16 protein-coding genes are annotated in these 21,815 nt (G+C 73.9%); 8 read left to right on the forward strand and 8 right to left on the reverse strand.

Annotated elements, in window-relative coordinates:
• Positions 1 to 127: 127 nt before the first annotated feature.
• The 6 genes from ACFWEJ_RS06505 to ACFWEJ_RS06530 form a co-directional block, all read right to left on the reverse strand.
• Positions 128 to 1,015: an arginase family protein gene (locus ACFWEJ_RS06505; protein WP_377228380.1), complete on the reverse strand. Its 888-nt coding sequence runs from the start codon at positions 1,013 to 1,015 to the stop codon at positions 128 to 130.
• A gap of 119 nt (positions 1,016 to 1,134) precedes the next feature.
• On the reverse strand, positions 1,135 to 3,021 hold the full coding sequence (locus ACFWEJ_RS06510) for an OmpL47-type beta-barrel domain-containing protein (protein ID WP_377228381.1): 1,887 nt from the start codon (positions 3,019 to 3,021) through the stop codon (positions 1,135 to 1,137).
• A 29-nt stretch (positions 3,022 to 3,050) separates the two neighbouring features.
• Positions 3,051 to 7,031, reverse strand: a complete 3,981-nt coding sequence (locus ACFWEJ_RS06515; protein WP_377228382.1) for a ThuA domain-containing protein — start codon at positions 7,029 to 7,031, stop codon at positions 3,051 to 3,053.
• 34 nt (positions 7,032 to 7,065) lie between these two features.
• Positions 7,066 to 8,127: a multicopper oxidase domain-containing protein gene (locus ACFWEJ_RS06520; protein ID WP_377228383.1), complete on the reverse strand. Its 1,062-nt coding sequence runs from the start codon at positions 8,125 to 8,127 to the stop codon at positions 7,066 to 7,068.
• A 348-nt stretch (positions 8,128 to 8,475) separates the two neighbouring features.
• Complete coding sequence (locus ACFWEJ_RS06525; protein WP_377228384.1) at positions 8,476 to 9,093, reverse strand: hypothetical protein; 618 nt, start codon at positions 9,091 to 9,093, stop codon at positions 8,476 to 8,478.
• A gap of 118 nt (positions 9,094 to 9,211) precedes the next feature.
• The gene (locus tag ACFWEJ_RS06530; RefSeq protein WP_377228385.1) at positions 9,212 to 10,156 is read right to left on the reverse strand and encodes an alpha/beta hydrolase; all 945 of its coding nucleotides are present in this window, start codon (positions 10,154 to 10,156) and stop codon (positions 9,212 to 9,214) included.
• 80 nt (positions 10,157 to 10,236) lie between these two features.
• Between ACFWEJ_RS06530 and ACFWEJ_RS06535 the strand changes: the two genes are divergently transcribed.
• The 4 genes from ACFWEJ_RS06535 to ACFWEJ_RS06550 are packed head-to-tail and all read left to right on the forward strand — an operon-like array spanning position 10,237 to position 13,395.
• A complete protein-coding gene (locus ACFWEJ_RS06535; RefSeq protein ID WP_377228386.1) occupies positions 10,237 to 10,869 on the forward strand; it encodes a TetR/AcrR family transcriptional regulator in 633 nt (210 codons plus the stop codon).
• A gap of 51 nt (positions 10,870 to 10,920) precedes the next feature.
• The gene (locus ACFWEJ_RS06540) at positions 10,921 to 11,703 is read left to right on the forward strand and encodes an alpha/beta fold hydrolase (RefSeq protein ID WP_377228387.1); all 783 of its coding nucleotides are present in this window, start codon (positions 10,921 to 10,923) and stop codon (positions 11,701 to 11,703) included.
• 40 nt (positions 11,704 to 11,743) lie between these two features.
• Positions 11,744 to 12,430: an NUDIX hydrolase gene (locus tag ACFWEJ_RS06545; RefSeq protein ID WP_377228388.1), complete on the forward strand. Its 687-nt coding sequence runs from the start codon at positions 11,744 to 11,746 to the stop codon at positions 12,428 to 12,430.
• 32 nt (positions 12,431 to 12,462) lie between these two features.
• Entirely contained in the window at positions 12,463 to 13,395 is a 933-nt protein-coding gene (locus ACFWEJ_RS06550; protein WP_377228389.1) for a threonine/serine dehydratase, read from the forward strand.
• Between the two features lie 13 nt (positions 13,396 to 13,408).
• On the opposite strand, the gene ACFWEJ_RS06555 is transcribed toward ACFWEJ_RS06550, so the two are convergent.
• Entirely contained in the window at positions 13,409 to 14,299 is an 891-nt protein-coding gene (locus tag ACFWEJ_RS06555; protein WP_377228390.1) for an aminoglycoside phosphotransferase family protein, read from the reverse strand.
• Positions 14,300 to 14,405: 106 nt separating this feature from the next.
• Between ACFWEJ_RS06555 and ACFWEJ_RS06560 the strand changes: the two genes are divergently transcribed.
• Together ACFWEJ_RS06560 and ACFWEJ_RS06565 are read left to right on the forward strand one after the other, a co-directional pair.
• The gene (locus ACFWEJ_RS06560; protein WP_377228391.1) at positions 14,406 to 14,837 is read left to right on the forward strand and encodes a DUF1801 domain-containing protein; all 432 of its coding nucleotides are present in this window, start codon (positions 14,406 to 14,408) and stop codon (positions 14,835 to 14,837) included.
• A gap of 122 nt (positions 14,838 to 14,959) precedes the next feature.
• A complete protein-coding gene (locus ACFWEJ_RS06565) occupies positions 14,960 to 17,020 on the forward strand; it encodes a HelD family protein (protein ID WP_377228392.1) in 2,061 nt (686 codons plus the stop codon).
• Between the two features lie 22 nt (positions 17,021 to 17,042).
• Here ACFWEJ_RS06565 and ACFWEJ_RS06570 read toward each other — a convergent pair whose 3' ends face one another.
• Entirely contained in the window at positions 17,043 to 18,494 is a 1,452-nt protein-coding gene (locus tag ACFWEJ_RS06570; RefSeq protein WP_377228407.1) for a GuaB1 family IMP dehydrogenase-related protein, read from the reverse strand.
• 173 nt (positions 18,495 to 18,667) lie between these two features.
• On the opposite strand from ACFWEJ_RS06570, the gene dxs reads away from it, so the two are divergent.
• On the forward strand, positions 18,668 to 20,563 hold the full coding sequence (gene dxs / locus ACFWEJ_RS06575) for a 1-deoxy-D-xylulose-5-phosphate synthase (RefSeq protein ID WP_377228393.1): 1,896 nt from the start codon (positions 18,668 to 18,670) through the stop codon (positions 20,561 to 20,563).
• Positions 20,564 to 20,595: 32 nt separating this feature from the next.
• Positions 20,596 to 21,687, forward strand: a complete 1,092-nt coding sequence (locus ACFWEJ_RS06580; protein WP_377228394.1) for a glutamate--cysteine ligase — start codon at positions 20,596 to 20,598, stop codon at positions 21,685 to 21,687.
• Positions 21,688 to 21,815: the final 128 nt, after the last annotated feature.

Raw genomic sequence — 21,815 nt, forward strand, 5'->3', positions numbered from 1 at the left:
CGATCATCCCGGCCACCGAGGCGGCGGGGATGAGGACGCGGTGGCGACAGTAGGTAGAGCTTCTTGAGCCGATCGCCGGCGCCCCGTTCCTCCTTCGCGGAGGGGCGGGGCGCCGTCGTTCCCGGGATCAGGAGGCGCCGAGTGCGCCCGCCAGCAGCCGGACGACGCCGCGCAGGCCCGCCTCGTCCGCGTGGTCGGGGTTGACCTCCACACAGGTCATGGCCACCAGGCCGGGGTCGGCGGCGAGCGCGCGCAGCACACGGTCCAGCGTCGCCGGGACGAGGCCGCGGCCGTACGTCGGCACGTCGGCCACCGGGAGGGTCAGGAAGTCGAGCACGTCGACGTCGAGGTGCAGCACGAACGGGGTGCCGCCCACGGCGGCCAGGGCGCGGCGGGCGGCGTCCTCCGGGTCGGCGAGCACCTGCGCGGCGGGGATCCGCACCGCGGGGACGAGCCCGTGGACGTCCTCCTCGTCGTCGGAGTACCCGAGGTAGACGAGCCGGTCGGCCCTCAGCAGCGGGCGCCGGTGGCCGGCCGCGGCGAGCGGGGCCCAGGCGCCGGGCAGGTCGAGGAGGTGGGCGACGCCCATCGAGTCGAGGATCGGCTCGTCGGGGTGGTCGGGCGGGAGCTGGAGGTCCTGGCCGCCGTCCACGTACACGAGGGCCACGTCGGGGTGCCGCTCCGCGACGGCGTCGACCACCCCGAGGGCGACCGTGCACTCCCCGCCGAGCACGAGGGCCCGCTCGCCGCGGGCCAGGACCGCGCCGACGCGCCGCCGCACGCCGCGCAGGCCGTCGATCACGCGGCCGACGTCGTTGGGCTCGCCCGGCGCGCGGTGGGCGCGCCAGGTCGCGGTCGGCAGGTCGCCGTCGTCCCGGACGTCGACGCCGGCGGCCCGTAGGGCGCCGAGCAGCCCGGCCGCGCGCAGGGCGGCCGGGGCCTTCTCCAGCCCGCGGGAGTGCGCCGCGGCGCTGGACGGCACACCGACAACTGCCCAACCGGCCGTGGACGTCATCCGCCCAGTGTGCCCAGGACGGGCTCGGCGCACCAGGGAGAACAGCGGAGCGGACCGCCTGCCCGGGGGCAGACGGTCCGCTCCGTCTCAAGGGTCGTGCCTGTCCTGCCGGGCCGGTGCTAGCGCCCGACGTCGGACTGGTGGGCGGCCCGGACCAGCTTCGTCACCTCCTGCGCGGTCAGCACGTCGGCGTCGTCGAGCTGGTCGGCGACCTGCTGCACGTGGCTCACGAACGCGGTGTGGCTGACCCACCCGCCGTCCGCGTCGACCAGGTCGGCGACCGTGCACCCGTTGCCGGTGTCGTAGTTGGTCACCTTGCTGTCCTTGTTGCCGATGATCACCGTGGCACGCTCGTCGGAGACGGGGCAGGCGTCGATCGCGCCGCGGGCGACGTCGAACCGCAGGGTGCCGGTCCGGGTCACGTTGCCCGCGTTGTCGGTGGCCCGGTACGCGAACGCGTGCGACCCGGGCTCCGTGACCTCCACGGCGCCGGTGTACTCCCGGAAGGCGGTGTCGTCGAGCGCGTACTCGATGAACGCCACCCCCGACTCGTCGTCCCGGGCGGTGATGGTGACCGTCGCGGACCCGAGGTAGAAGCCCTCGTCGTCCTGGTCGCCGTCCACCTGGGCCGACGCGATCGGCTGCGTGGTGTCCGGCGGGTCCTGCCCGTCCACCACGACCAGCTCGACGCTGCCGGGCTCCGATGTGTTGCCCGCGGCGTCCGTGGCCCGGTAGGCCACCTCGTGGGCGCCGGTGACGTCCACGACCACCGGCTCCGTGTAGTCCGTCCAGCCGTCGCCGTCCAGGTTGTACTCGACGGACTCGACGCCCGACCCGGCGTCCTCGGCGAGGATCGCGACCGTCGCCGACGCGATGTACGCGCCGTCGTCGTCCTGCTCGCCGGTGACCTGGGTCGTGACGGTGGGCGCCGTCTCGTCGACCGGGGGTGCCTCGACCACGGTGAACGTGGCCGAACCCGGCTCCGAGACGTTGCCGGACCGGTCCGTGGCCCGGTAGGCCACGGTGTGCTCGCCCGGGGTGTCGACGACGACGGGCGTGGTGTACGCCGCCCAGCCGGCCCCGTCGAGGTCGTACTCGATGCCCGCCACACCCGATCCGGGGTCCCTGGCCGTGAGGTTCAGGGTGCCGGACCCGACGTAGGCGCCGTCCGCGTCGAGGTCGCCGGTCACCTCGGCGGTGACCTCCGGCGGCGTGGTGTCCTCGCCGTCGGGGGCGACGACGGTGACGTGCAGCATCTCCGGCTCGGAGACGTTGCCCGCCGCGTCGGTGGCCCGGTACTCGAGCATGTAGGTGCCGGGCTCGTCGAGGACGACGGGCGCGGTGTACGGGGTGTACCCGGCGCCGTCCAGGTCGTACTCGACGGACTCGACGCCCGAGCCGTCGCCGTCGTCGGCCGCGAGGCTCACGCTCGCTGAGCCGACGTAGGCGCCCTCGTCGTTCTGGTCACCGGCGACGTCCGCCGTGACCGTGGGGGCGGTGGTGTCGTCGCCACCGCCGCCCTCGGTGACCACGAGCTCGCCCACCATGGTGCTGTGCCCCGGGATGGCGCAGAAGTACCGGTACGTGCCCGGGGTCAGGTTGACCTCGGCCTCGTAGCGGCCGCCGTTGGCGTCCAGGGGGTTGGCCAGGATGTCCAGGGTGACGTCCTGGTTGTAGCCCGGGGTGCCGGTGTCGAACGTCAGGGTGTGGGACATCCCGATGTTGTTGCCGGTCGCCGTGCTGTTCTCGAACACGATGGTGGTCGGCCCGGCGGCCGCCGTCGTGGGTGCCGACTTGTACGCCGAGACGCTCGCGCTCGCGGTGAAGTTCAGCACCTGGTCGGCCTGGGCGGCCGGGTCGGCCGCCTGGGTGGCGGCCCGGTCCGGCGCGACGTCGGCGACGGGCTTGATGGTGGTGGTCTCGGCGGCGGTGGCCGGTGCCAGCGGCAGCGCCACGAGGGCGCCGACCGCCGCCACCGCCAGCAGGCGGGACAGTCTGTGTCGCATGGGTGTTCCTCTCGTCTCCGCGGGCCCGGTCACAGGTCACGCACCCGGATGTTGCGGAACTCCATGGCGTCCGCGTCGCTGTGGTTCTGCAGACCGATGTAGCCGCGCAGGAACTGCCGCAGGTCGGTCGGCGGGTCACCGGCGCGCGAGGACTCCTTGCCCGGTGAGTTCTCGAACTCGTTGATCACCTCGCCGTTGCGGATGATCGTGTACTGCTGGCCGACCACCTGGATCTCGTAGGTGTTCCACTCGCCCTTCGGGGTCACCCCGGCGTCCTGAAGCGTGTTGGGGTCGAAGTTGTACACCGAACCCGTCTTCTGGACCTCGCCCGTGGGGCCGTCGTAGAGCTGGATCTCGTGGCCGCAGTAGATCGCCACCCAGGCCTCGGCGTCGGTGCCCTGCCCGCACTCGGGCCGGTCGTCACGCGCCACCCGCGGGTCGGGGAACCGCGTGAAGACGCCGCTGTTGGCGAACCGTCCCTCCGGCGCGACGTCCTTGAACTCCAGCTTCAGCGAGAAGTCGCCGAGCTCCTCGCCCGGGTGCCAGAGCATGCCGAGCCCGCCGGTGGACAGGATCGACCCGTCGTCCTTCAGGTCGAACTTGCCGCCCGGGGCCTGCCGCCAGTCCGCGAGCTGCTCGGCCGTGCCGTCGAACAGCCACCGGTAGCCGGTGCTGCCCTCCGCCCCGATGCCGGACGACTGCGCCACCTTGATCAGCTTCTTGCGCTCGGCGACGGTGATCACCTTGTCGGCCCGGAGCTGGTCGGCCACGGCCGTGACGTGGTTGACGAACCGGCCGTTCGTGTCCCACTCCCGCTCGTCCTGGACGAGGTCGTTGATCGTGCAGCCACCCAGGTCGTCGTTGGTGACGCCCGTGTTGTCGTCACCGAACCACACGGTGCCCCGGTCGTCCGGGATGGTGCAGGTGGTCTCGGCCGCGACCTCGACCGTGGACGTCTCGCCGTCGGCGTAGGTCACCGTCAGCGTGGCGTCGTAGCTGCCCACGCGGGCGTAGGTGTGCCGCGGGTTGGCCTCGGTCGAGGTGCTCCCGTCGCCGAAGTCCCAGGCGTACGAGACGCCGCCCGAGCGGTCACCCGTGAAGGCGACGGTCAGCGGGGAGCTCTGCACGCTCGTGCCGGACGCGGCCGGCACCGGGGTCGGAGCCCCGCCCTTGTAGCTGATCCGGACGAGCTTCTGGTTCGGGTGCAGGGAGAAGAAGCCGCCCGCGTAGTCCAGCAGGTACAGGGCGCCGTCCGGACCGAACTTGGCGTCCATCCAGCTCTGCACCTGCTCGTTGCCCGCGCCGCCCTGGATGATCTTGCGCAGGTCCTCGGCGAAGACCGGGGGACCGGCCTCGTCCACCGTGTCCGGGTTCACCGTGACGGCGATCCGGTTGCTCGCGTTCGACTGGTCGCCGATGAACCACTTGTTGTCCCAGTACGCGGGCCAGGCGACGCCGCTGTCGGTGTCCACCTCGGACCGGTGGTACGTGGGGCCGTCCATCACGGCCTGACCGCCGCCCCGCAGGTACGGCTGGGTGTACGTGGCCTCCTCGTCGACGTACGACGGGATGCCGTCCTCGTTCTTCGGGAAGACCGGGCCGCCGCCGCTGGGCGAGTACCAGATCATGTTGTCGCGCACGGGCGGCAGGTCCACCAGGCCCGTGTTGCGGGGCGAGGTGTTCTTCGGGTGGTCGCAGTCGTACCAGCCCGTGAGCACCGTGGCGTCCTCGTTGCTGCGGTCGCGGTAGGGCTGCCGGTTGCCCATGCAGTAGGGCCAGCCCTGGTTGCCCGCCGAGGTGATGATGGTCGCGGTCTCGTACTTGGCCGGCCCGAGCTCCGGGTCCGGCGCGCCCGCGTCCGGCCCCACCCAGGCAGCCGTCAGCCAGTCGTTCTTCTTGTCGTAGGCCAGGCGCGAGATGTTCCGCACGCCCATCACGTAGATCTCCGGGCGCGTCTTGTCACCCGGGTCGTCCGCCTCGGGGAACAGGTTGCCCTCGGGGACGGTGAACGTGCCGTCGTCCTCCGGGTGGATCCGCAGGATCTTGCCGTTCAGGTCGTTCGTGTTGCCGGCCGTGCGGCGCGCGTCCTGGAACGAGAGGCCCGCGAACTCCTGTGTCCAGTTGTTGCCGGAGTAGCCGTTCGACCCGCCCGAGGAGTTGCTGTCGCCGGACCCGATGTACAGGTTGCCGTCGTTGTCGAAGTCCATGCCGCCGCCCGCGTGGCAGCAGCTGTGGATCTGCGTCTCCCAGTGCAGCAGGTCCTTGCGGGTGGACTGGTCGATCGTGTCGGCCGCCGCGTCATAGGTGAAGCGCGAGACCGTGCGCTGGCCCACCCGCTTCACGACGTCGATCGACTCGTGCGGCATCCAGTAGGCGTAGAGCCAGTGGTTGTCCTCGAAGTCGGGGTCCAGCGTGATGCCGAGCAGCCCCTCCTCGTTCTTGACCAGCTCGCTGCCGCTGCCGCGGTTGCCCATCACGTCCAGCGTGGTCAGCAGCTTGGTCTCGCCCGCCTCGGGGTCCCAGCGGTGGATCGTGCCGCAGCCCAGCCCCACGTTCGGGTCGTCCCACGAGACGATCGGGCCGGACGGGCAGGCGCCCTTGCCGACGTAGAAGACGCCGCCGTCGGGTGCGACGGTGAGCCCGTGCGGCTCGCCGATCTGGTCGAGCGTGCCCGCGGTGTTCTGCGCGGTCAGGCGCTCGGCCTCGTAGTTCGCCGCGATGGTTGCCTGGCAGTCGCCGCGCACCATGCCGGCCGACCAGAGCAGGCCGCCGAGCAGGTGGTCCCGGAAGCCCTCCTCCGCGTAGCTCTCCGCGGTGCCGCCCATGCCCGTGTAGAACGAGCGGCCGCCGTCGTAGTCGCGGCACCACGAGATCGGGTGGAAGGCGCCGTTCGCACCCTCGCCCGGCTCGTAGTCCCACTCCTGGACCTGCGCCACCGTGTGCACGTCACCCGTCGGGTTCGGCGACCAGTTGAGCCACCGGTCCTCACGGGTCCAGTTCAGGGGCAGCCCCTCGTTGGCGGGGTGCGCGCGGTCGACGACGTTCACCGTCGCCTCCTGCACCGGCACCTCGGGGTCCGGCTCCTCCTCGCCGGAGGTGTCGAAGAGCTGGATCTCGGCGAGCTGGGTGAGGTCCTCGCCCGCGTTCGCCGTGATGTCCAGCCGGTAGTGCTGGTAGGCCACGTCGTTGTCGACGTCGTAGTCGTTCGTGGCGAACCGGTCCGGGAAGTCCTCGCCCGCCTGCGTGTCCAGGTCGGTCCAGGTCTCGCCGTCCGTGGAGCCCTGCAGCGTCCAGTCCTGCGGGTCGCGGCCCTCGGAGTCGTTGGCCGAGGTGAGCGCGTACCGGGCGGCCGCGAGCGGCTCCTCCAGCTCGAGCTCGATCCACGCCGTCGGCTCGAACGCCAGCCACTTGGTGCGGGAGTCGCCGTCGATCAGGTTGGCGGCCACCTCGTTCGGCGCGTTCTCGGCGCTCGCGGTGGCGCTCGCCACCGGCAGCGGGTCGGGCAGGTTGCCGGCGGGCCGCGTGCCGATCAGGCCCGTGAACCACTGCGAGCGGGCCTGGGCGCGCGCGGCGTCGCGGACGCCGAGGAAGCCGCCGCCGCCCTGCACGTAGGCCTTGAGCGCGTCCTCCTGCGCGGTGCTCAGCTCGACGCCCTCGGCGGACAGGAAGACGACCCCGCGGTACTCCGCGAGGTTCTTGGCCGTGAACACCTTCGGGTCGCTGGCCGTGTGCACGGTGAAGCCGTTCTCCGCGCCGAGCTCCCGGATGGTCCGGGTGGCGACGGCGACCGGGTCGGCCTGGTCGGCGGCCGCGCCGTGGAACACGAGCACGGTGGGCTCGGCCGCGGCGGTCGTGGCGGCGGCGACGGGTGCGGCGACCGCCGGGGCGGTCTCGACGGCCGTGTCGACGGCGGTGGCGCTCCGCTGGGCCGCGGCCGGCGTCGTCGACATCGTGGCGACGAGGGCGGCACCGGCCACCGCGGCGATGATGCCTCTTCGGGTTCGTTCCATCACTGCTCCTTTGCGCGTGAACGGGGAGTAGGGGTCAGTGGCCGGCATGGGCAGCGGCTCCCGACTCGGTCTCGGTGGCGGACATGTCGCTCATCGTGTGGCCGCCGTGCTCGTGGAACCGGTCGATCGCCGCCTGGGCGCCGGCGGGCATGCTGCCGTCGGCGTTGCGCACCAGGAAGATGCCGGCCATGCCGCCGTCCGAGTGGAACTGGACGTGGCAGTGGTACATCCACGCGCCCGCGCCCACGCCCTCGCCCGCCACGACCTGGAACCCGAACGAGGAGCCGGGGTTGAGGTCGCGGGTGTCGATCACCCGGGAGGGGTCGTCGGGGCCGGTCAGGTAGCCGGTGCGGTTGTCCGCCCAGCGGTGGGCGTGCACGTGGAACGTGTGGAGCTGGTCCCCGTGGCCGATCGCGATGAACTCGACCTTCTCGCCCTTGTTCGCCTCCAGCATCGGGGTGTCGGGCGCGATCTTGTTGTTGATGGTCATGTCGTTGAACACGACGGTGTGCTGGCGGTCGGGCAGCGTGTCGCCCGCGCGCCGCACCACGAGGGCGCCGTACAGGCCCGCGCGCAGCCCGGGGGTGCCGTGCTCGCCGCCCATCGCGTGGTCGTGGTAGTGCCAGTAGCCCGCGGAGCCCGCCATCCAGGTGCCGTCGGCGCGCTGCTTCGGCTTGTGGCTCTTCCAGACGTAGGTGCGGGTCTCGCCGGGCTCGTTGAACGAGTCGTTGAAGGGGCTGCCGTCCGAGTCGGTCGCGTAGTCCACGCCGTGCGGGTGGATCGACAGGCGCTTGTCGGTGGTGTTCACGAGCTCGACCTGGAGGGTGTCGCCCTCCCACATCTCCAGGATGGGGCCGGGGATGGTGGCCTTTCCGGGCGTGAGCCCGTAGCCGTACTGGCCCCCGGGCAGCGCCTCGGCGTACACCGTGATGTGCCGGGTCGTGCCGAGTGCCGCCGTCGAGACGGCGGCGGCCGAGTCGGAGCCGAGCGCCAGCGCCGCCGTCGGCGCCATGAGCCCGGCGAGGGTACCGGTCAGGATCGAGCGGCGGGACACGCCGCCGGACTGGGTTGGGGCGTCAGTGCTGTTCTCGGGCATGGGTCTCCGTTCGACACCGTCGGGCAGGCGGGAGTGCCGTCCCGGCGAGACAGAAGTTCGGGAGGGGACGGGCTCAGGCGCGCGAGGCCGGTGGCGTCGACGCGGTGAGTGACAGCGTTGTCACGAAGGTGGACCTCATCGTCGTTCCCTCCAGGGGTGCGTCACGTGGTCGTCGGCGACGGCGGCCACGCCCCCGTGGCAGGACGTACTCCACCGGGTGACTTTGTCGAACATAGGAGGACTTATGCCGACTGTCAAGCAAAAGATGGACAAACAGTGACAGGATTCGTCTATGCGACCAAGCAAAGATCCCGGTGTGTCGCGTGGCTCGCGGCGGGCCGGGCCGGGTCAGCCGAGCGCGAGCAGCAGCCAGGCTGCCGTCGCGACCAGGGTGGCGCCCGTCAGCAGCCCGGTCAGCGGGTGGGCGAGCGCCGCGGTGGGGCGGTGGCCGCGCGGCCGGGTGACCAGGCGCAGGATCCAGCCGAGCGGCCAGGCGAGGAGCGCGGCCGCGAGCCCGGCCGCGGCGCCGAGGTACAGGTTCGGCACGGCGAGGGTGTTCGCGACGATCCCCACCTGGAGCGCCGTGGACACCGCCACGACCGTCGGGATCAGGTGCAGCCGGGACTTGCCGGTGGTCACGCCGGCCTTGTCGGCGTCCTTCGCGGCGGCCCGCGCCCGGCGGTACTTGCTCGCGATCATCCCGGTGCACAGCCGGGTCAGGCCGCCGTGCACGAGGAGGGCTGCCACGTAGATGCTCACGATCCGGCCGGTGACCACGCTGCCGTCGGGCCAGGCGCGGACCGCGGCCAGGGCGCCGAGCGCCGCGACCACGACGGCGAGCACCACGCCGGCCACGGGGAGAAGCCGGGACCACGGCCCGGAGTGCCGGACGGTCCAGGCGAACCAGAGGGCCGCCAGGACGCTGACCACTGTCGCTGCGAGGGCGCCGTCGCTCGTGTGCTCCATCGTCGTCCTACCTCCGGTTGAAATGGGTATAAACTGGACATCAGGGTATGACGTCGTCGCAGGTCAGGGAAGGTTTCTGGTATCCGACTGGTGATGTCGGGGAGAGTTCACGCGCAGTTCACCGCGCGGGCGGCCGGTGGGCCGTCAGGCGGGCGGTGGTGCGTGCCGGTGCCGCGAGGTGGTCGAGGATCCTGGACCGGACCGCCCGGTCGCCGAGGATCTTGTTGTGCCCCAGCCCGGTGGTCGTGAACAGCTCGCTCGAGTCCGCGTGCGCCTCGTGGAGCCGGACCGAGAGCTGGTGCGGGTTCACGCGGTCCCCGTCGTCGTGCAGCCAGAGGGTGGGTATGGACGCGGGCACGGTGTGCCGCAGCAGGTCGAAGCGCTCGTAGATGTCCGGGTGGTCGGGCAGGCCGTACCGCTGGGCGGCGCTCGCGAAGGCGTCGCGCAGCGCCCAGGGGATCCCGGCCCCGCGGACGAAGCCGTCGGTCGTGACGCGGACCGAGGTGAGGCCGGAGATCGCGGTGAACCGCTCGGCCTCGATGCCCTCGTGCAGCGCGATCCCCGCGCCGAGCACCCCGAGCGAGTGTCCGACGACGCCGGCCCACGGCGCGTTCTCGGCCTCGGACAGGCGGCGGATGACGGCCAGGTCGTCGAGCCCCGTCCGCCGCTGCCCGCCGGAGGCGCCGTGCCCGGGCGCGTCGTACGCGACGGCCCGGAGCCCGGCCCCGGTGAGGTCCTCGATGATCCGCCCGAACGCCGAGGCGCGGGACTGCCAGCCGTGCACCAGCAGGACGCCGGGCGCCCCGGGGTCGCCCCAGGCGTAGGTGGCCACCGTGACGGTCCCGCCGGCGCCGGGGCGGCCGTCCCGGCCGCGGCGGAACGTGGGGCGGTGCTCGAGCGGCGTGCGCCGTGCCGAGTCGTGGACGGCCTGGTCGGCGGGCCGGACCGGCGCCGGCGCCCCGACCCGCCAGTAGGTGGCCGCGCCGAGCGCCAGGGCGGCCGGCGGTGCGACGCGGCCGAGGGTGCGGAACAGGGCGCGGGCTGCGCGCTGGGACTGGGACACGGGGGCCTCCGGGGGTGGCGATTAATCTGTACGAACGTTCGCACACTATCGAATGAGCGAACGGTCGTACACTCTCTTGTGTGAACGAGCCGACCGATCTGCGCCGCCTGCGCGGCGACCGCACGCGCCGCGCCGTGCTGGACCACGCGGTGCAGGAGGCGTCCGTCCGTGGGCTGGACGCGCTGTCCTTCGGCGCGCTGGCGGAGGCCGTACCGGTGAACAAGAGCGGGATCGCCGGCCTGTTCGGCTCGAAGGAGCGGCTCCAGCTCGCCGCCGTGGAGCGGGCGACCGAGATCTACACCGAGCACGTCATCGTCCGCGCGCGGTCGGCCGACCGCGGTCTCGCACGCCTGTGGGCGCTGGTGCTGGCCTGGACCGAGTACTCGCGGGCGCGGGTGTTCCAGGGCGGGTGCTTCTTCCGCACCGTCGAGATCGAGTTCGACATGCGCGACGGCGCGGTGCACGACGCGGTCGTGGCGGCGCAGCGGTCCTGGGAGTCCTACCTGGTGCACCAGGCGCAGCTGGCGCTCGACGCGGGCGAGCTCGCCCCGGGCACCGACCCCGACCAGGTCGCCTTCGAGATCAACGCCCTGCTGAACGCGGCGAACGACCGGTCCGTGCTGCTCCGCGACGACGCCGTCTACGAGCGCGCGCTGGCGGCCGCGCGCGCCCTGCTGGCGGCGCACGGCGCTGATCTCGCCACATTGCGGTAGAAACGTTCAATTGTTTCAAACCCGTATACATACCGTCGTTACCCTCTGTTCATGGCGATGTGGCAGGAAGTTCCCGGCGGCACCTCCCAACCACCCGCGGCCGTCGAGCTCGTCACGACCAGATGGGGCACCGGCCCGGGCCGGGCGCTGCTCCTGCACGGCATCGTGTCCGCCGGGGCCACCTGGTGGCGGCTCGCCGAGACCCTCGCCGACGACGGCTACGAGGTCGTGGCCCCGGACCTGCGCGGGCACGGGGCCAGCCCACGGGCCGACTCCTACCTGCTCGCCGACCACGTCGCCGACGTCCGGGCGCTGGGCTCCGGCTGGGACCTCGTGGTGGGGCACAGCCTGGGCGGCCTGCTCGGCGCGCTGGCCGCCGACGCCGACCGGCGGTTCACCCGCCGGCTCGTGCTGCTGGACCCCGCGCTCGACGTCGAGGAGGACCGGTTCGAGGCCGTCTCCGAGGCGGAGATCCGGGACGCCACCAACCCGCCGTCCGCCCGGTCGGTGCAGGGCGCGCACGCGGCCTGGGACCGGCGGGACGCCGCGGCCGTGGCCGCCGCCGCGAAGGCCGCCGACGCCGCGGCCGTGGCGCACACCCTGCGCGACAACGCGCCCTGGCGGCACACCGCCGTCGTGACCCGCCTGACCGTGCCGACGCTCGTGCTGGGCGCCGACCCGGCCCGCGGCGCGCTGTTCCAGCCCCGGACCGGCGTCGAGCTGATGATCCGCAACCCCAGCGTGCGGGCGCGCGTCGTGGTGGGCGCCGGGCACGCGGTGCACCGCGAGCGGCCGTCGGCCGTGGCGACGGCGGTGCGGTCGTTCCTCTGGTGACGCGTCCGGGAGCGTCCCCGGCCGGGGTTAAGGTCGGTCGGTGAGCTCCTCCGCATCCGCGCGCAAGCAGCTGGTCGCCCTCGCCGAGCGCGGCTTCGAGGGCCCGTGGCGGTACGCGCGCGGTGACTTCACCGGCGGCGCGCGCCCCGCGTCCGTCCTCGTGCTGTTCGGCGTGCTGGACGACCTGGCGACCGGCCGCGACGACCACGACCTCGCGGTGCCCGCCGACCTCGACGTCCTGCTGCTGGCGCGCGCCGCGACGCTGCGCAGCCACGCCGGGCAGGTCGCCTTCCCGGGCGGCCGCGCCGACGACGGCGAGGACGCCGTCGCCGCGGCCCTGCGCGAGGCCGTCGAGGAGACCGGCCTGGACGCGTCCGGCGTGGAGGTGCTCGGCGCGTTCGGCGAGCTGCCTATGCCGGTCAGCAACCACGTGGTCACGCCCGTGCTCGGCTGGTGGACCCGCCCCACGCCCGTGCGCGTGGTCGACGTCGCCGAGTCCGCGCACGTCTTCCGCGCCCCCGTGGCCGACCTGCTCGACCCCGCCAACCGGTTCACCACCGTGCTCCGCCGCGGCAACCAGACCTGGCGCGGCCCCGGCTTCCACGTGCACGACGGCGACCTGACGCACCTCGTGTGGGGGTTCACCGCCGGGATCCTGGACGCGATGTTCGAGCAGCTCGGGTGGACCGAGGACTGGGACCGCGACCGGGAGCTGGGAATCTCATGACGACCGAGTCCGATGCTGGAGGAGAGGGAACGATGACCGAGGTGACCCGGGACGCGATCCGCGCCGCGGAGGCCGTGATCCGGCCGCACGTGCGCCGCACCCCCGTGCTGGAGGTCGACCTGGCCGACTTCGGCCGGCCGGCGCAGCCCGTGGCGCTCAAGCTCGAGTGCCTCCAGCACTCGGGCTCGTTCAAGGCGCGCGGCGCGTTCACCAGCCTGCTGACCCGCGAGGTGCCCGACGCCGGCGTGGTCGCCGCCTCGGGCGGCAACCACGGCGCCGCCGTCGCCTACGCCGCGGCCCGGCTCGGGATCCCCGCGACCGTCTTCGTGCCCAGCGTGACCTCCCCGGCCAAGGCCGAGCGCATCCGCGGCTACGGCGCCAAGCTCGTCATGGGCGGCGACCGGTACGCCGACGCGCTGGCCGCGAGCGAGGAGTTCGTCGCCGGCACCGGGGCCATGACCGTGCACGCCTACGACCAGCCGCAGACGCTGATCGGGCAGGGCACCCTCGGCCTGGAGATCGCCCAGGATCTGCCCGGTCTCGACACGCTGCTGGTCGCCGTGGGCGGCGGCGGGCTGATCGGCGGCATCGCCGCCTGGTTCCGCGGCGACGTCAAGGTCGTGGCCGTCGAGCCCGAGGGGGCGCCCACCCTGCACCGGGCGCTCGCGGCGGGCGAGCCGGTCGACGCGCCCACCGAGGGGATCGCCGCCGACTCGCTCGCCCCGAAGCAGGTGGGTGGGCTCATGTTCCCGCTGGCCCAGCAGTTCGTGGCGCAGTCCGTGCTCGTCAGCGACGAGGCCATCGCCTCCGCCCAGCTCTCCCTGTGGGAGGCGGCCCGCGTCGTGGCCGAGCCGGGCGGCGCGACGGCGCTCGCCGCGCTGCTGTCCGGCACCTACGTACCCGAGCCGGGCGAGCGGGTCGCGGTGCTGGTCTGCGGGGCGAACACCACGGCCGTGCAGTTCTGAGGGTCCGGCGACGTCAGCCGAAGAGCTGCTCCACCGCGTGCTCCCCGACGCCCACCATGACCGGGTGGGCGTCGGGGTAGGCGAAGCAGATCGCGGTGTAGAGCACGGCCCAGCCCTTCGCGCGGTCCCACATCCCGGCGTCCCAGCCGAGGCCGTCGCGCGCCTCGGCGTCGACCACGGCGCGGAAGCGCTCGCGGCCCTCCGCGTCGAAGGTGAGCCACACGGTGCCGAGGTCGGACGCCGGGTCGCCGCTGGTCACGTCCCCGAAGTCGATGACGGCCGAGAGCCGGTCGCCGTCGGCCACGAGGTTGGCCGGGTGCGGGTCGCCGTGCAGCCAGACGGGGTCGCCGTCGAACACCGGCGCGGCCAGGGCCTCGGCCCACACCGCGCGGGCGCGGGCGCGGACCCGCTCCGGCAGCAGCGCGACCCGCTCCTCGAAGCCCTCGTCCCGCGCCGCGACCGGGACCCCGCGGAAGTCGTTGACGGGGGCGTCGGCCGGAGCCGGCCGGTGCAGCGCCACGAACACGCGGGCCAGGTGCTCGGCCCAGGGGGTGCGGCGCGCCGCGGGGACGGTCGCGGCGGCGACGCCGTCGGCCCACCGCACCACGCCCCAGGGCCACGGGTAGCCCAGCGCCGCGCTCGGCGCGCCGACGCGGACCGGGTCCGGGACGGAGACGGGCAGCCGCGGGGCGAGCAGGGGGAGCACCCGGTGCTCGTTGCGCAGGAGCTGCGCCCCGAGCTCACGCCGGGGCAGGCGCAGGGCGAGGTCGTCGCCCAGCCGGAGCACCACGTTGTCCCAGCCGTTGGCGACCAGCTCCAGGGGGCGGTCGGCGAGGTCGGGGTGCTGCTCCCGCAGGAGGGACCGGGCGAGGTCGACGGTCACGTCGAGGTCGGCGGCGACCACAGGGGACTCCTTCGCTGGTGGGGGGGACGGCCGTTCACCCTACCGGCGGCGCCGGCCGCCGCATGCCCACCACGCAGGGCGCCGGGCCGAGCGCGATACTGGGCGCATGGTGACCACCTGGACCGACGGCGACCCCGCCGCCTACCTCGACGCGGTGACGCACGCCGTCCGGTGTCGGGACGCGCACACGCTGCGCGAGCTCATGGAGCGGGTCACGCGGCAGGCGCCGCGGATGTTCGGCACGTCGGTCGTCGGCTTCGGCGAGTACCACTACGAGTACGAAAGCGGGCACTCCGGGGACGCGCCCGCCGCGAGCTTCGCGCCGCGCAGGACGGCCAGCACGATCTACCTGCCCGACGGCGTCGGCGCGCACGCGGAGCGGCTCGCCGTGCTGGGGCCGCACACCACCGGCGTCGGGTGCCTGTACCTGAAGGACCTGGAGCAGGTCGACCTCGCGGTGCTGGAGGACGTCCTGCGCCGGTCGTGGGCGACGGTCACGTCGGGCACGTTCGGGCAGCGGGCCCGGGACTCGTCCTGAACCGCACTCGTCCTGAACTGCACTCGTCCTGAACCGCGCGCCACGCCCGGGCGCGGTGCACCCCCGGGAACGTTCTGCGGCACGATCGCGTTGACACCAGGTTCCGACAAAGAGGAGACCCGGTGCAGCCACGCCAGACCGAGCAGTCCGCCGAGCAGCAGTACGTCGACGCCCTGTACACCCGGCTCGACCGTGAGACCGAGCGCGTGCGCGCGGACCTCGACGACGCCGTGCGCGCCTCGTCGACCGACCCGGCCGAGGCCTACACGCGTGAGGTGCGCGTGGCCATGCTGGGCCGGCGCGCCCGCACCCTGGGCGCCGCCGAGCACCACCTGTGCTTCGGCCGGATCGACGGCGCGGACGGGCGCACGCTGCACATCGGCCGCACCGGGCTGAGCGACGGCGACGACCAGCTCCTCGTCGACTGGCGCGCCGAGGCCGCGCGCCCGTTCTACGCCGCCACGGCGGCCCACTCGATGGGCCTGCGCCGCCGCCGGCACCTGGGCCTGGACGGGCGCCGGGTCACCCGTGTCAGCGACGAGATCCTGGACGACAGCGAGCCGGGTCCGCACGACGTCGTCGGGGACGGGCCGCTGCTGGAGGCCATCAGCGCGCGTCGCACCGGCCGCATGCGCGACGTCGTGGCGACGCTCCAGGCCGAGCAGGACGCGATCATCCGCTCCGCGCACCGCGGCGTCACCGTCGTGGAGGGCGGCCCCGGCACGGGCAAGACCGTGGTCGCGCTGCACCGCGCCGCGTACGTCCTGGCCGGTTTCGACGAGGCGCGGACCGACGGCGTCCTCGTCCTCGGCCCGGGCACGCGGTTCCTCGACTACATCGCGGAGGTGCTGCCCTCCCTCGGCGAGAACGACGTGGCGATGAGCACCGCCGACCGCCTCGTCGCGGACGCCCTCGGCCTGGCCGGCGTCCCGGCCGCGGGCCACGAGCTGCGCCGGGCCGCCGGTGACGCCCGGCTGGCCGACGAGCTGGCCGCGATCGTGCGGGGCTACCAGGCGCCGTCCGGCACCCTGACGGTGCTGGTCGACGGCGACCCGGTCACGCTCGACGAGCACGCGCTCGCCGAGGCGCGCGAGACCGCCGGCGGCACCGGCCTGCCGCACAACCAGGCCCGGGCGCTGTTCAAGGACCTCGTCGTGGAGTTCGTGGCCGACGAGGTCCAGGCGCGCGCCCGCGTGTTCCTCGCCAAGCTGGACGAGGACATCGAGGTGCTCACCGGCGGCGTCAACGTCGACAAGGCGGCGGCCGGCGACCTGGCGCGCCTCGGCTTCGCGCCCGACGACGGCGGCAAGTTCGGGCACGCCGCCGCCGTGGCCGAGCTGGACCCGGGCGCGCTGCAGGCCGAGCTCGCCGAGGACGTCGCCCTGGAGCGGGCGGTCGAGGGCGCCTGGCCGCACCTGGTGGCCCAGGACGTGGTGCTGGACCTGCTGGACGCGCACCCCGAGCTGACGGGCCACGGGCTCGCGCCGTCCGACGACGCCCCGGCCTGGACGACGGCGCACCTGCCCCTGCTGGACGAGGCCGAGCACCTGCTCGACGGCCCGCCCGCCCGGATCTACGGACACGTGGTGGTGGACGAGGCGCAGGAGCTGACGGCGATGCAGTGGCGCTCCGTGCTGCGCCGCTGCCCGGGCCGCTCCATGACCGTGGTCGGCGACCTGGCGCAGGCCGGGCCGGCGACCGGGGCGGCCTCGTGGGCCGACGCCCTGGGCGCCGACCTGGCCCGGCGCGCCGACGTGCGCACCCTGACCGTCTGCTACCGCACCACCGCCGAGGTGCTGGAGGTCGCGGCGCCGCTGCTCGCCCGGATCGCCCCCGACCAGGCGCCCACCCGTGCGGTGCGGCACGGCGACGTGCCCCGGCGCGTCGCGGCGGCATCCGGCGAGCTGGTCGCCGCCGTCGTGCGGGAGGCGGGGGCGCTCGCGGCCGCGGGACCCGACGACCTGGTGGCCGTCGTCGCCGCGGACGCGCGGGTGCGCGAGGTCGCCGACGCGCTGGACGGCACGCAGGTCCGGGTGGTGCCCGTCTCCCAGGTGCGCGGCCTGGAGTTCGACGCCGTCGTGGTCGCCGACCCCGACGGGATCACCGCCGCGCGGCCGGGCGGCGAGCGCGACCTCTACGTCGCGCTGACGCGCCCGACCCGCAGCCTGACCGTCGTGGGCTAGTCCCCGGCCCGGCCGGGCCCGCTCACCAGCTCGTCGCGACCGGCATGCCCTCCTGGTACCCGGCGGCCGACTGGATGCCGACGACGGCGCGCTCGGAGAACTCGGCGAGCGACCGGGCCCCGGCGTAGGTGCACGAGGAGCGCAGGCCGGAGGTGATCTCGTCCAGCAGGTCCTCGACGCCGGGCCGGGCCGGGTCGAGGTACATCTTGCCGGTGGAGATGCCCTCCTCGTACAGGGCCTTGCGGGCCCGGGCGAAGGCCGAGCCGCTCCCGGCGGTGCGCGCCGCGACGGCCCGGGCCGAGGCCATGCCGAACGAGTCCTTGTAGAGCCGGCCCGTGCCGTCGTCCTTCAGGTCGCCCGGCGACTCGTACGTGCCCGCGAACCAGGAGCCGACCATCACCTGCGACGCGCCGGCGGCCAGCGCGAGGGCGACGTCGCGGGGGTGGCGCACGCCGCCGTCGGCCCACACGTGCTTGCCGAGCTCGCGCGCGGCGGCCGCGCACTCCAGGACGGCGGAGAACTGCGGCCGCCCTACGCCGGTCTGCATGCGGGTGGTGCACATGGCGCCGGGGCCCACGCCGACCTTGAGGATGTCGGCGCCGGCCGCCACGAGGTCGCGCACGCCGTCGGCCGTGACCACGTTGCCGGCCACGACGGGCACCGTGGGGTCCACGGACCGCACGGCCTCCAGGGCGGCGAGCATCTTGGTCTGGTGGCCGTGGGCGGTGTCGACCACGAGCACGTCCACGCCCGCGGCCAGCAGGTCCTTGGCCTTGGCGGCGACGTCGCCGTTGATGCCCACGGCAGCGCCGATCCGCAGGCTGCCGGACGCGTCGAGCGCGGGGGAGTAGATCGAGGAGCGCAGCGCGCCCTTGCGGGTCAGCACCCCGGCCAGGAGGCCGTCGCGGACCACGGGCGCGAGGTCGAGCCGGGCGTGGTGCAGCACGTCGAACGCCGCCTCCAGCCCGCCCGGGCCGTCCAGCAGGGCGGCCTGAAGGAGCAGGGGCTCGGCGGACATCACCTCGGACACCCGGGTGAACCGGTCCACGTCGGCGCAGTCGGACTCCGTCACGACGCCCACGGGCCGGTTGTCCTGGACGACGACGGCGGCGCCGTGCGAGCGCTTGCCCAGCAGCGTCAGCACGCTGTGCACGGTGTCCTGCGGGGCGACCACCACCGGCGTCTCGATGACGGGGTCCTTGGCCTTGACGTCCGCGACCACGCCGGCCACGACGTCGGCGGGGACGTCCTGCGGGATGATCGCGATCCCGCCGCGCCGCGCGACCGTCTCGGCCATGCGACGGCCGGCCACCGCGGTCATGTTCGCGACGACGACGGGGATGGTGGTGCCGGTGCCGTCGTCGGACGAGAGGTCGACGTCGAACCGCGACGTGACGTCCGAGCGTGACGGGACGAGGAACACGTCGCCATAGGTGAGGTCGGTTGCCGGGGCCTGCTCGTCGAGGAATCGCACGTTCACCAAGAGTAAAGAGTTTGCCTGCCTGTGCCTATGAGTCCTGCCACATCGTTGTGGAGGTATCGGAGACAGGCACGGGAGGCACCCCTGTCGTGGCACAGTGGAGTGGTCGGTTCCCCTTAGAGTGGGGCCCCGATTCGCCCCTCACCGGGCACGACGAAAGGACGCGCATGGGCTTGCTGAGCGACATCCGTTCGCCTGAGGACGTCCGGGCGCTGACGCCCGGGCAGATGCCGGAGCTGGCCGAGGAGATCCGCCGGTTCCTGGTGGACAGCGTCTCGCGCACCGGCGGGCACCTCGGCCCCAACCTCGGTGTCGTCGAGCTGACCATCGCCCTGCACCGGGTCTTCGACTCGCCGCGCGACACCCTCGTGTTCGACACGGGCCACCAGTCCTACGTGCACAAGCTCCTGACCGGCCGCCACGACTTCTCCGACCTGCGCAAGCGCGGCGGCATGTCCGGCTACCCGAGCCGCGCGGAGTCCGAGCACGACGTCGTGGAGAACTCCCACGCGTCGACCGCCCTGTCCTGGGCCGACGGCATCGCCAAGGCCAACCAGGTGCGCGGCAAGGACGACCACGTCGTGGCCGTCATCGGCGACGGCGCCCTCACGGGCGGCATGGCCTGGGAGGCGCTGAACAACATCGCCGAGAGCCGGGACCGCAAGCTCGTCGTCGTCGTCAACGACAACGGCCGGTCCTACTCGCCGACCATCGGCGGGCTCGCCAACCACCTCGACACCCTGCGCACCACGCGCGGGTACGAGGCCTTCCTCAGCTGGGGCACCCGCGCCCTGCACCGCTCCGGGGCGCCCGGCCGCTTCGCGTGGCGCTGGCTGCACGGCCTGAAGAAGGGCCTGAAGGACGTCGTCGCGCCGCAGGGCCTGTTCGAGGACCTGGGCATCAAGTACATCGGGCCCGTCGACGGCCACGACACCGAGGCGCTCGAGCGCGCGCTCGGCCGCGCCAAGGCGTACGGCCGCCCCGTGATCGTGCACGCGATCACCGAGAAGGGCCGCGGCTACAAGCCCGCCGAGGACGACATCGCCGACCGGTTCCACGCCGTCGGCGTCATCCACCCCGAGACCGGGCTGCCCGTCGCCGCCAGCCGGTTCGGCTGGACCAAGGTCTTCGCCGACGAGATCGTCAAGATCGGCCGCCGCCGGTCCGACGTCGTCGCGATCACCGCCGCCATGCTGCACCCCGTGGGCCTCGCGCCGTTCCAGGAGCAGTTCCCGGAGCGCACCTTCGACGTCGGCATCGCCGAGCAGCACGCCGCGACGTCGGCCGCCGGCATGGCCTTCGCCGGCCTGCACCCCGTCGTCGCCGTCTACGCCACGTTCCTGAACCGCGCGTTCGACCAGGTCCTGATGGACGTCGCCCTGCACAAGGCCGGCGTCACCTTCGTGCTGGACCGCGCCGGCATCACCGGCGACGACGGCGCCAGCCACAACGGCATGTGGGACATGGCCATGCTGCGCATCGTCCCCGGCCTGCGCCTGGCCGCCCCGCGCGACGAGACGACGCTGCGCGCCGCCCTGCGCGCCGCCGTCGACGTCGACGACGCGCCCACCGTGGTCCGCTACCCGAAGGGCGCGGTCGGCGACGACATCCCCGCGGTCGAGGAGCTCGACGGAGTGGACGTCGTGGGCCGGTTCTCCCCGGACGCGAACCGCGCCCAGGCCCCGGTCACCCGCAAGGTGCTCGTCGTCGGCGTGGGCTCCATGGCGGCCTGCGCGATGGAGACCGGCGCGGCGCTCGCGGCGCACGGCGTCGAGGCCACGGTGGCCTCCCCGACGTGGGTGCTGCCCGTGCCGGAGAACCTGGTCAAGCTGTGCGGCGAGCACGACCTCGTGGTCACGGTCGAGGACGGCGTGGTCGACGGCGGCGTGGGCGACATGCTGGCGCAGCGCGCGGGGGAGCAGGGCATCGGCACGCCGCAGGTGCACATGGGCCTCCCGGTCCAGTTCCTGGACCACGCGAGCCGCGACCACATCGTCCGGGCGCAGCGCATGACCGCGGCCGACGCCACCCGGGACGCCCTCGCGGCGCTCGCCCTGCTGTGACGGGCGGGGTGACGGGTGATGCGACGGCTGCGGTGACGACGACCAGGCGCACCGTCGGCGTCGAGGAAGAGCTCATGCTCGTGGGGCACGACGGCCGGCCCATCGCGCGCGCCCAGGACGTGCTCGGGACGGCGGAGCCGGACGACGGCCCGCTGGAGCACGAGTTCATGGAGGAGCAGATCGAGACGGCCACGCCGCCGCGCTCGACGCTGGAGGACGTCGCCGCGGCGATCCGCGAGGGCCGGGCCGGGGCACAGGCGGCCGCCGAGCGGCACGACGCGCGGATCGCGGCCCTCGGCACGTCACCGCTCGCGTTCGCCGGGACCACGGTCGGCAAGCTCCGCTACCTCCAGGCGCGCGCCGAGTTCGGCCTGACCGCCCGCGAGCAGCTCACCAGCGGCTGTCACGTGCACGTCTCCGTGGCCGACGACGCCGAGGGCGTGGCCGTGCTCGACCGCATCGGGCCCTGGCTCGCGCCGCTCCTGGCGCTGTCGGCGAACTCGCCGTACTGGATGGGCGACGACTCCGGGTACGCGAGCTTCCGCTCGCAGGTCTGGTCGCGCTGGCCCACGGCGGGTCCGACCCGGACCTTCGGGACGCCGGAGGCGTACCACGCCGCCGTCGCGGGCCTCGTCGCGACCGGCACCATCCTCGACCAGGGCATGGTCTACTTCGACGCCCGCCTGTCGGCCCGGTACCCGACCGTCGAGATCCGGGTCGCCGACGTGTGCCTCTCCGCCGACACGGCGACGCTGCTGGCCGCGCTGGCCCGGGGCCTCGTGGAGACGGCGGCGCGGGCCGCGGCGTCCGGCGAGCCGCCGCCCGAGGCACCCGTCGAGGTGCTGCGCACCGCCCTGTGGCGCGCGGGCCGCTCGGGGCTCTCCGGCGACCTCGTGGACTCGCGTACCTGGCGGCCGGCCCCGGCGCACGACGTCGTGGGCGCGCTCGTGGACCACGTCCGTGACGCCCTCGTGGACCTCGGCGACCTCGACACCGTGACCGAGCTGCTCGGCGGGCTCTGGGCCGGGGGCAACGGCGCGGCACGCCAGCACGCCTGGGCGGCCCAGGCCGGCGGCGACCTCGGCGCGGTGGCACTGCACGCGGCGGACGCGACCCTGGACTGATCGGCCGGACCGACCGGCTGGCGTGAGCGGCTGGACCGACCGGCTGGCGTGAGCGGCTGGACCGACCGGCTGGCGTGAGCGGCTGGACCGACCGGCTGGCGTGAGCGGCTGGACCGACCGGCTGGCGG

The organism is Promicromonospora sp. NPDC060204 (assembly GCF_042728455.1).
GTDB lineage: Bacteria > Actinomycetota > Actinomycetes > Actinomycetales > Cellulomonadaceae > Promicromonospora.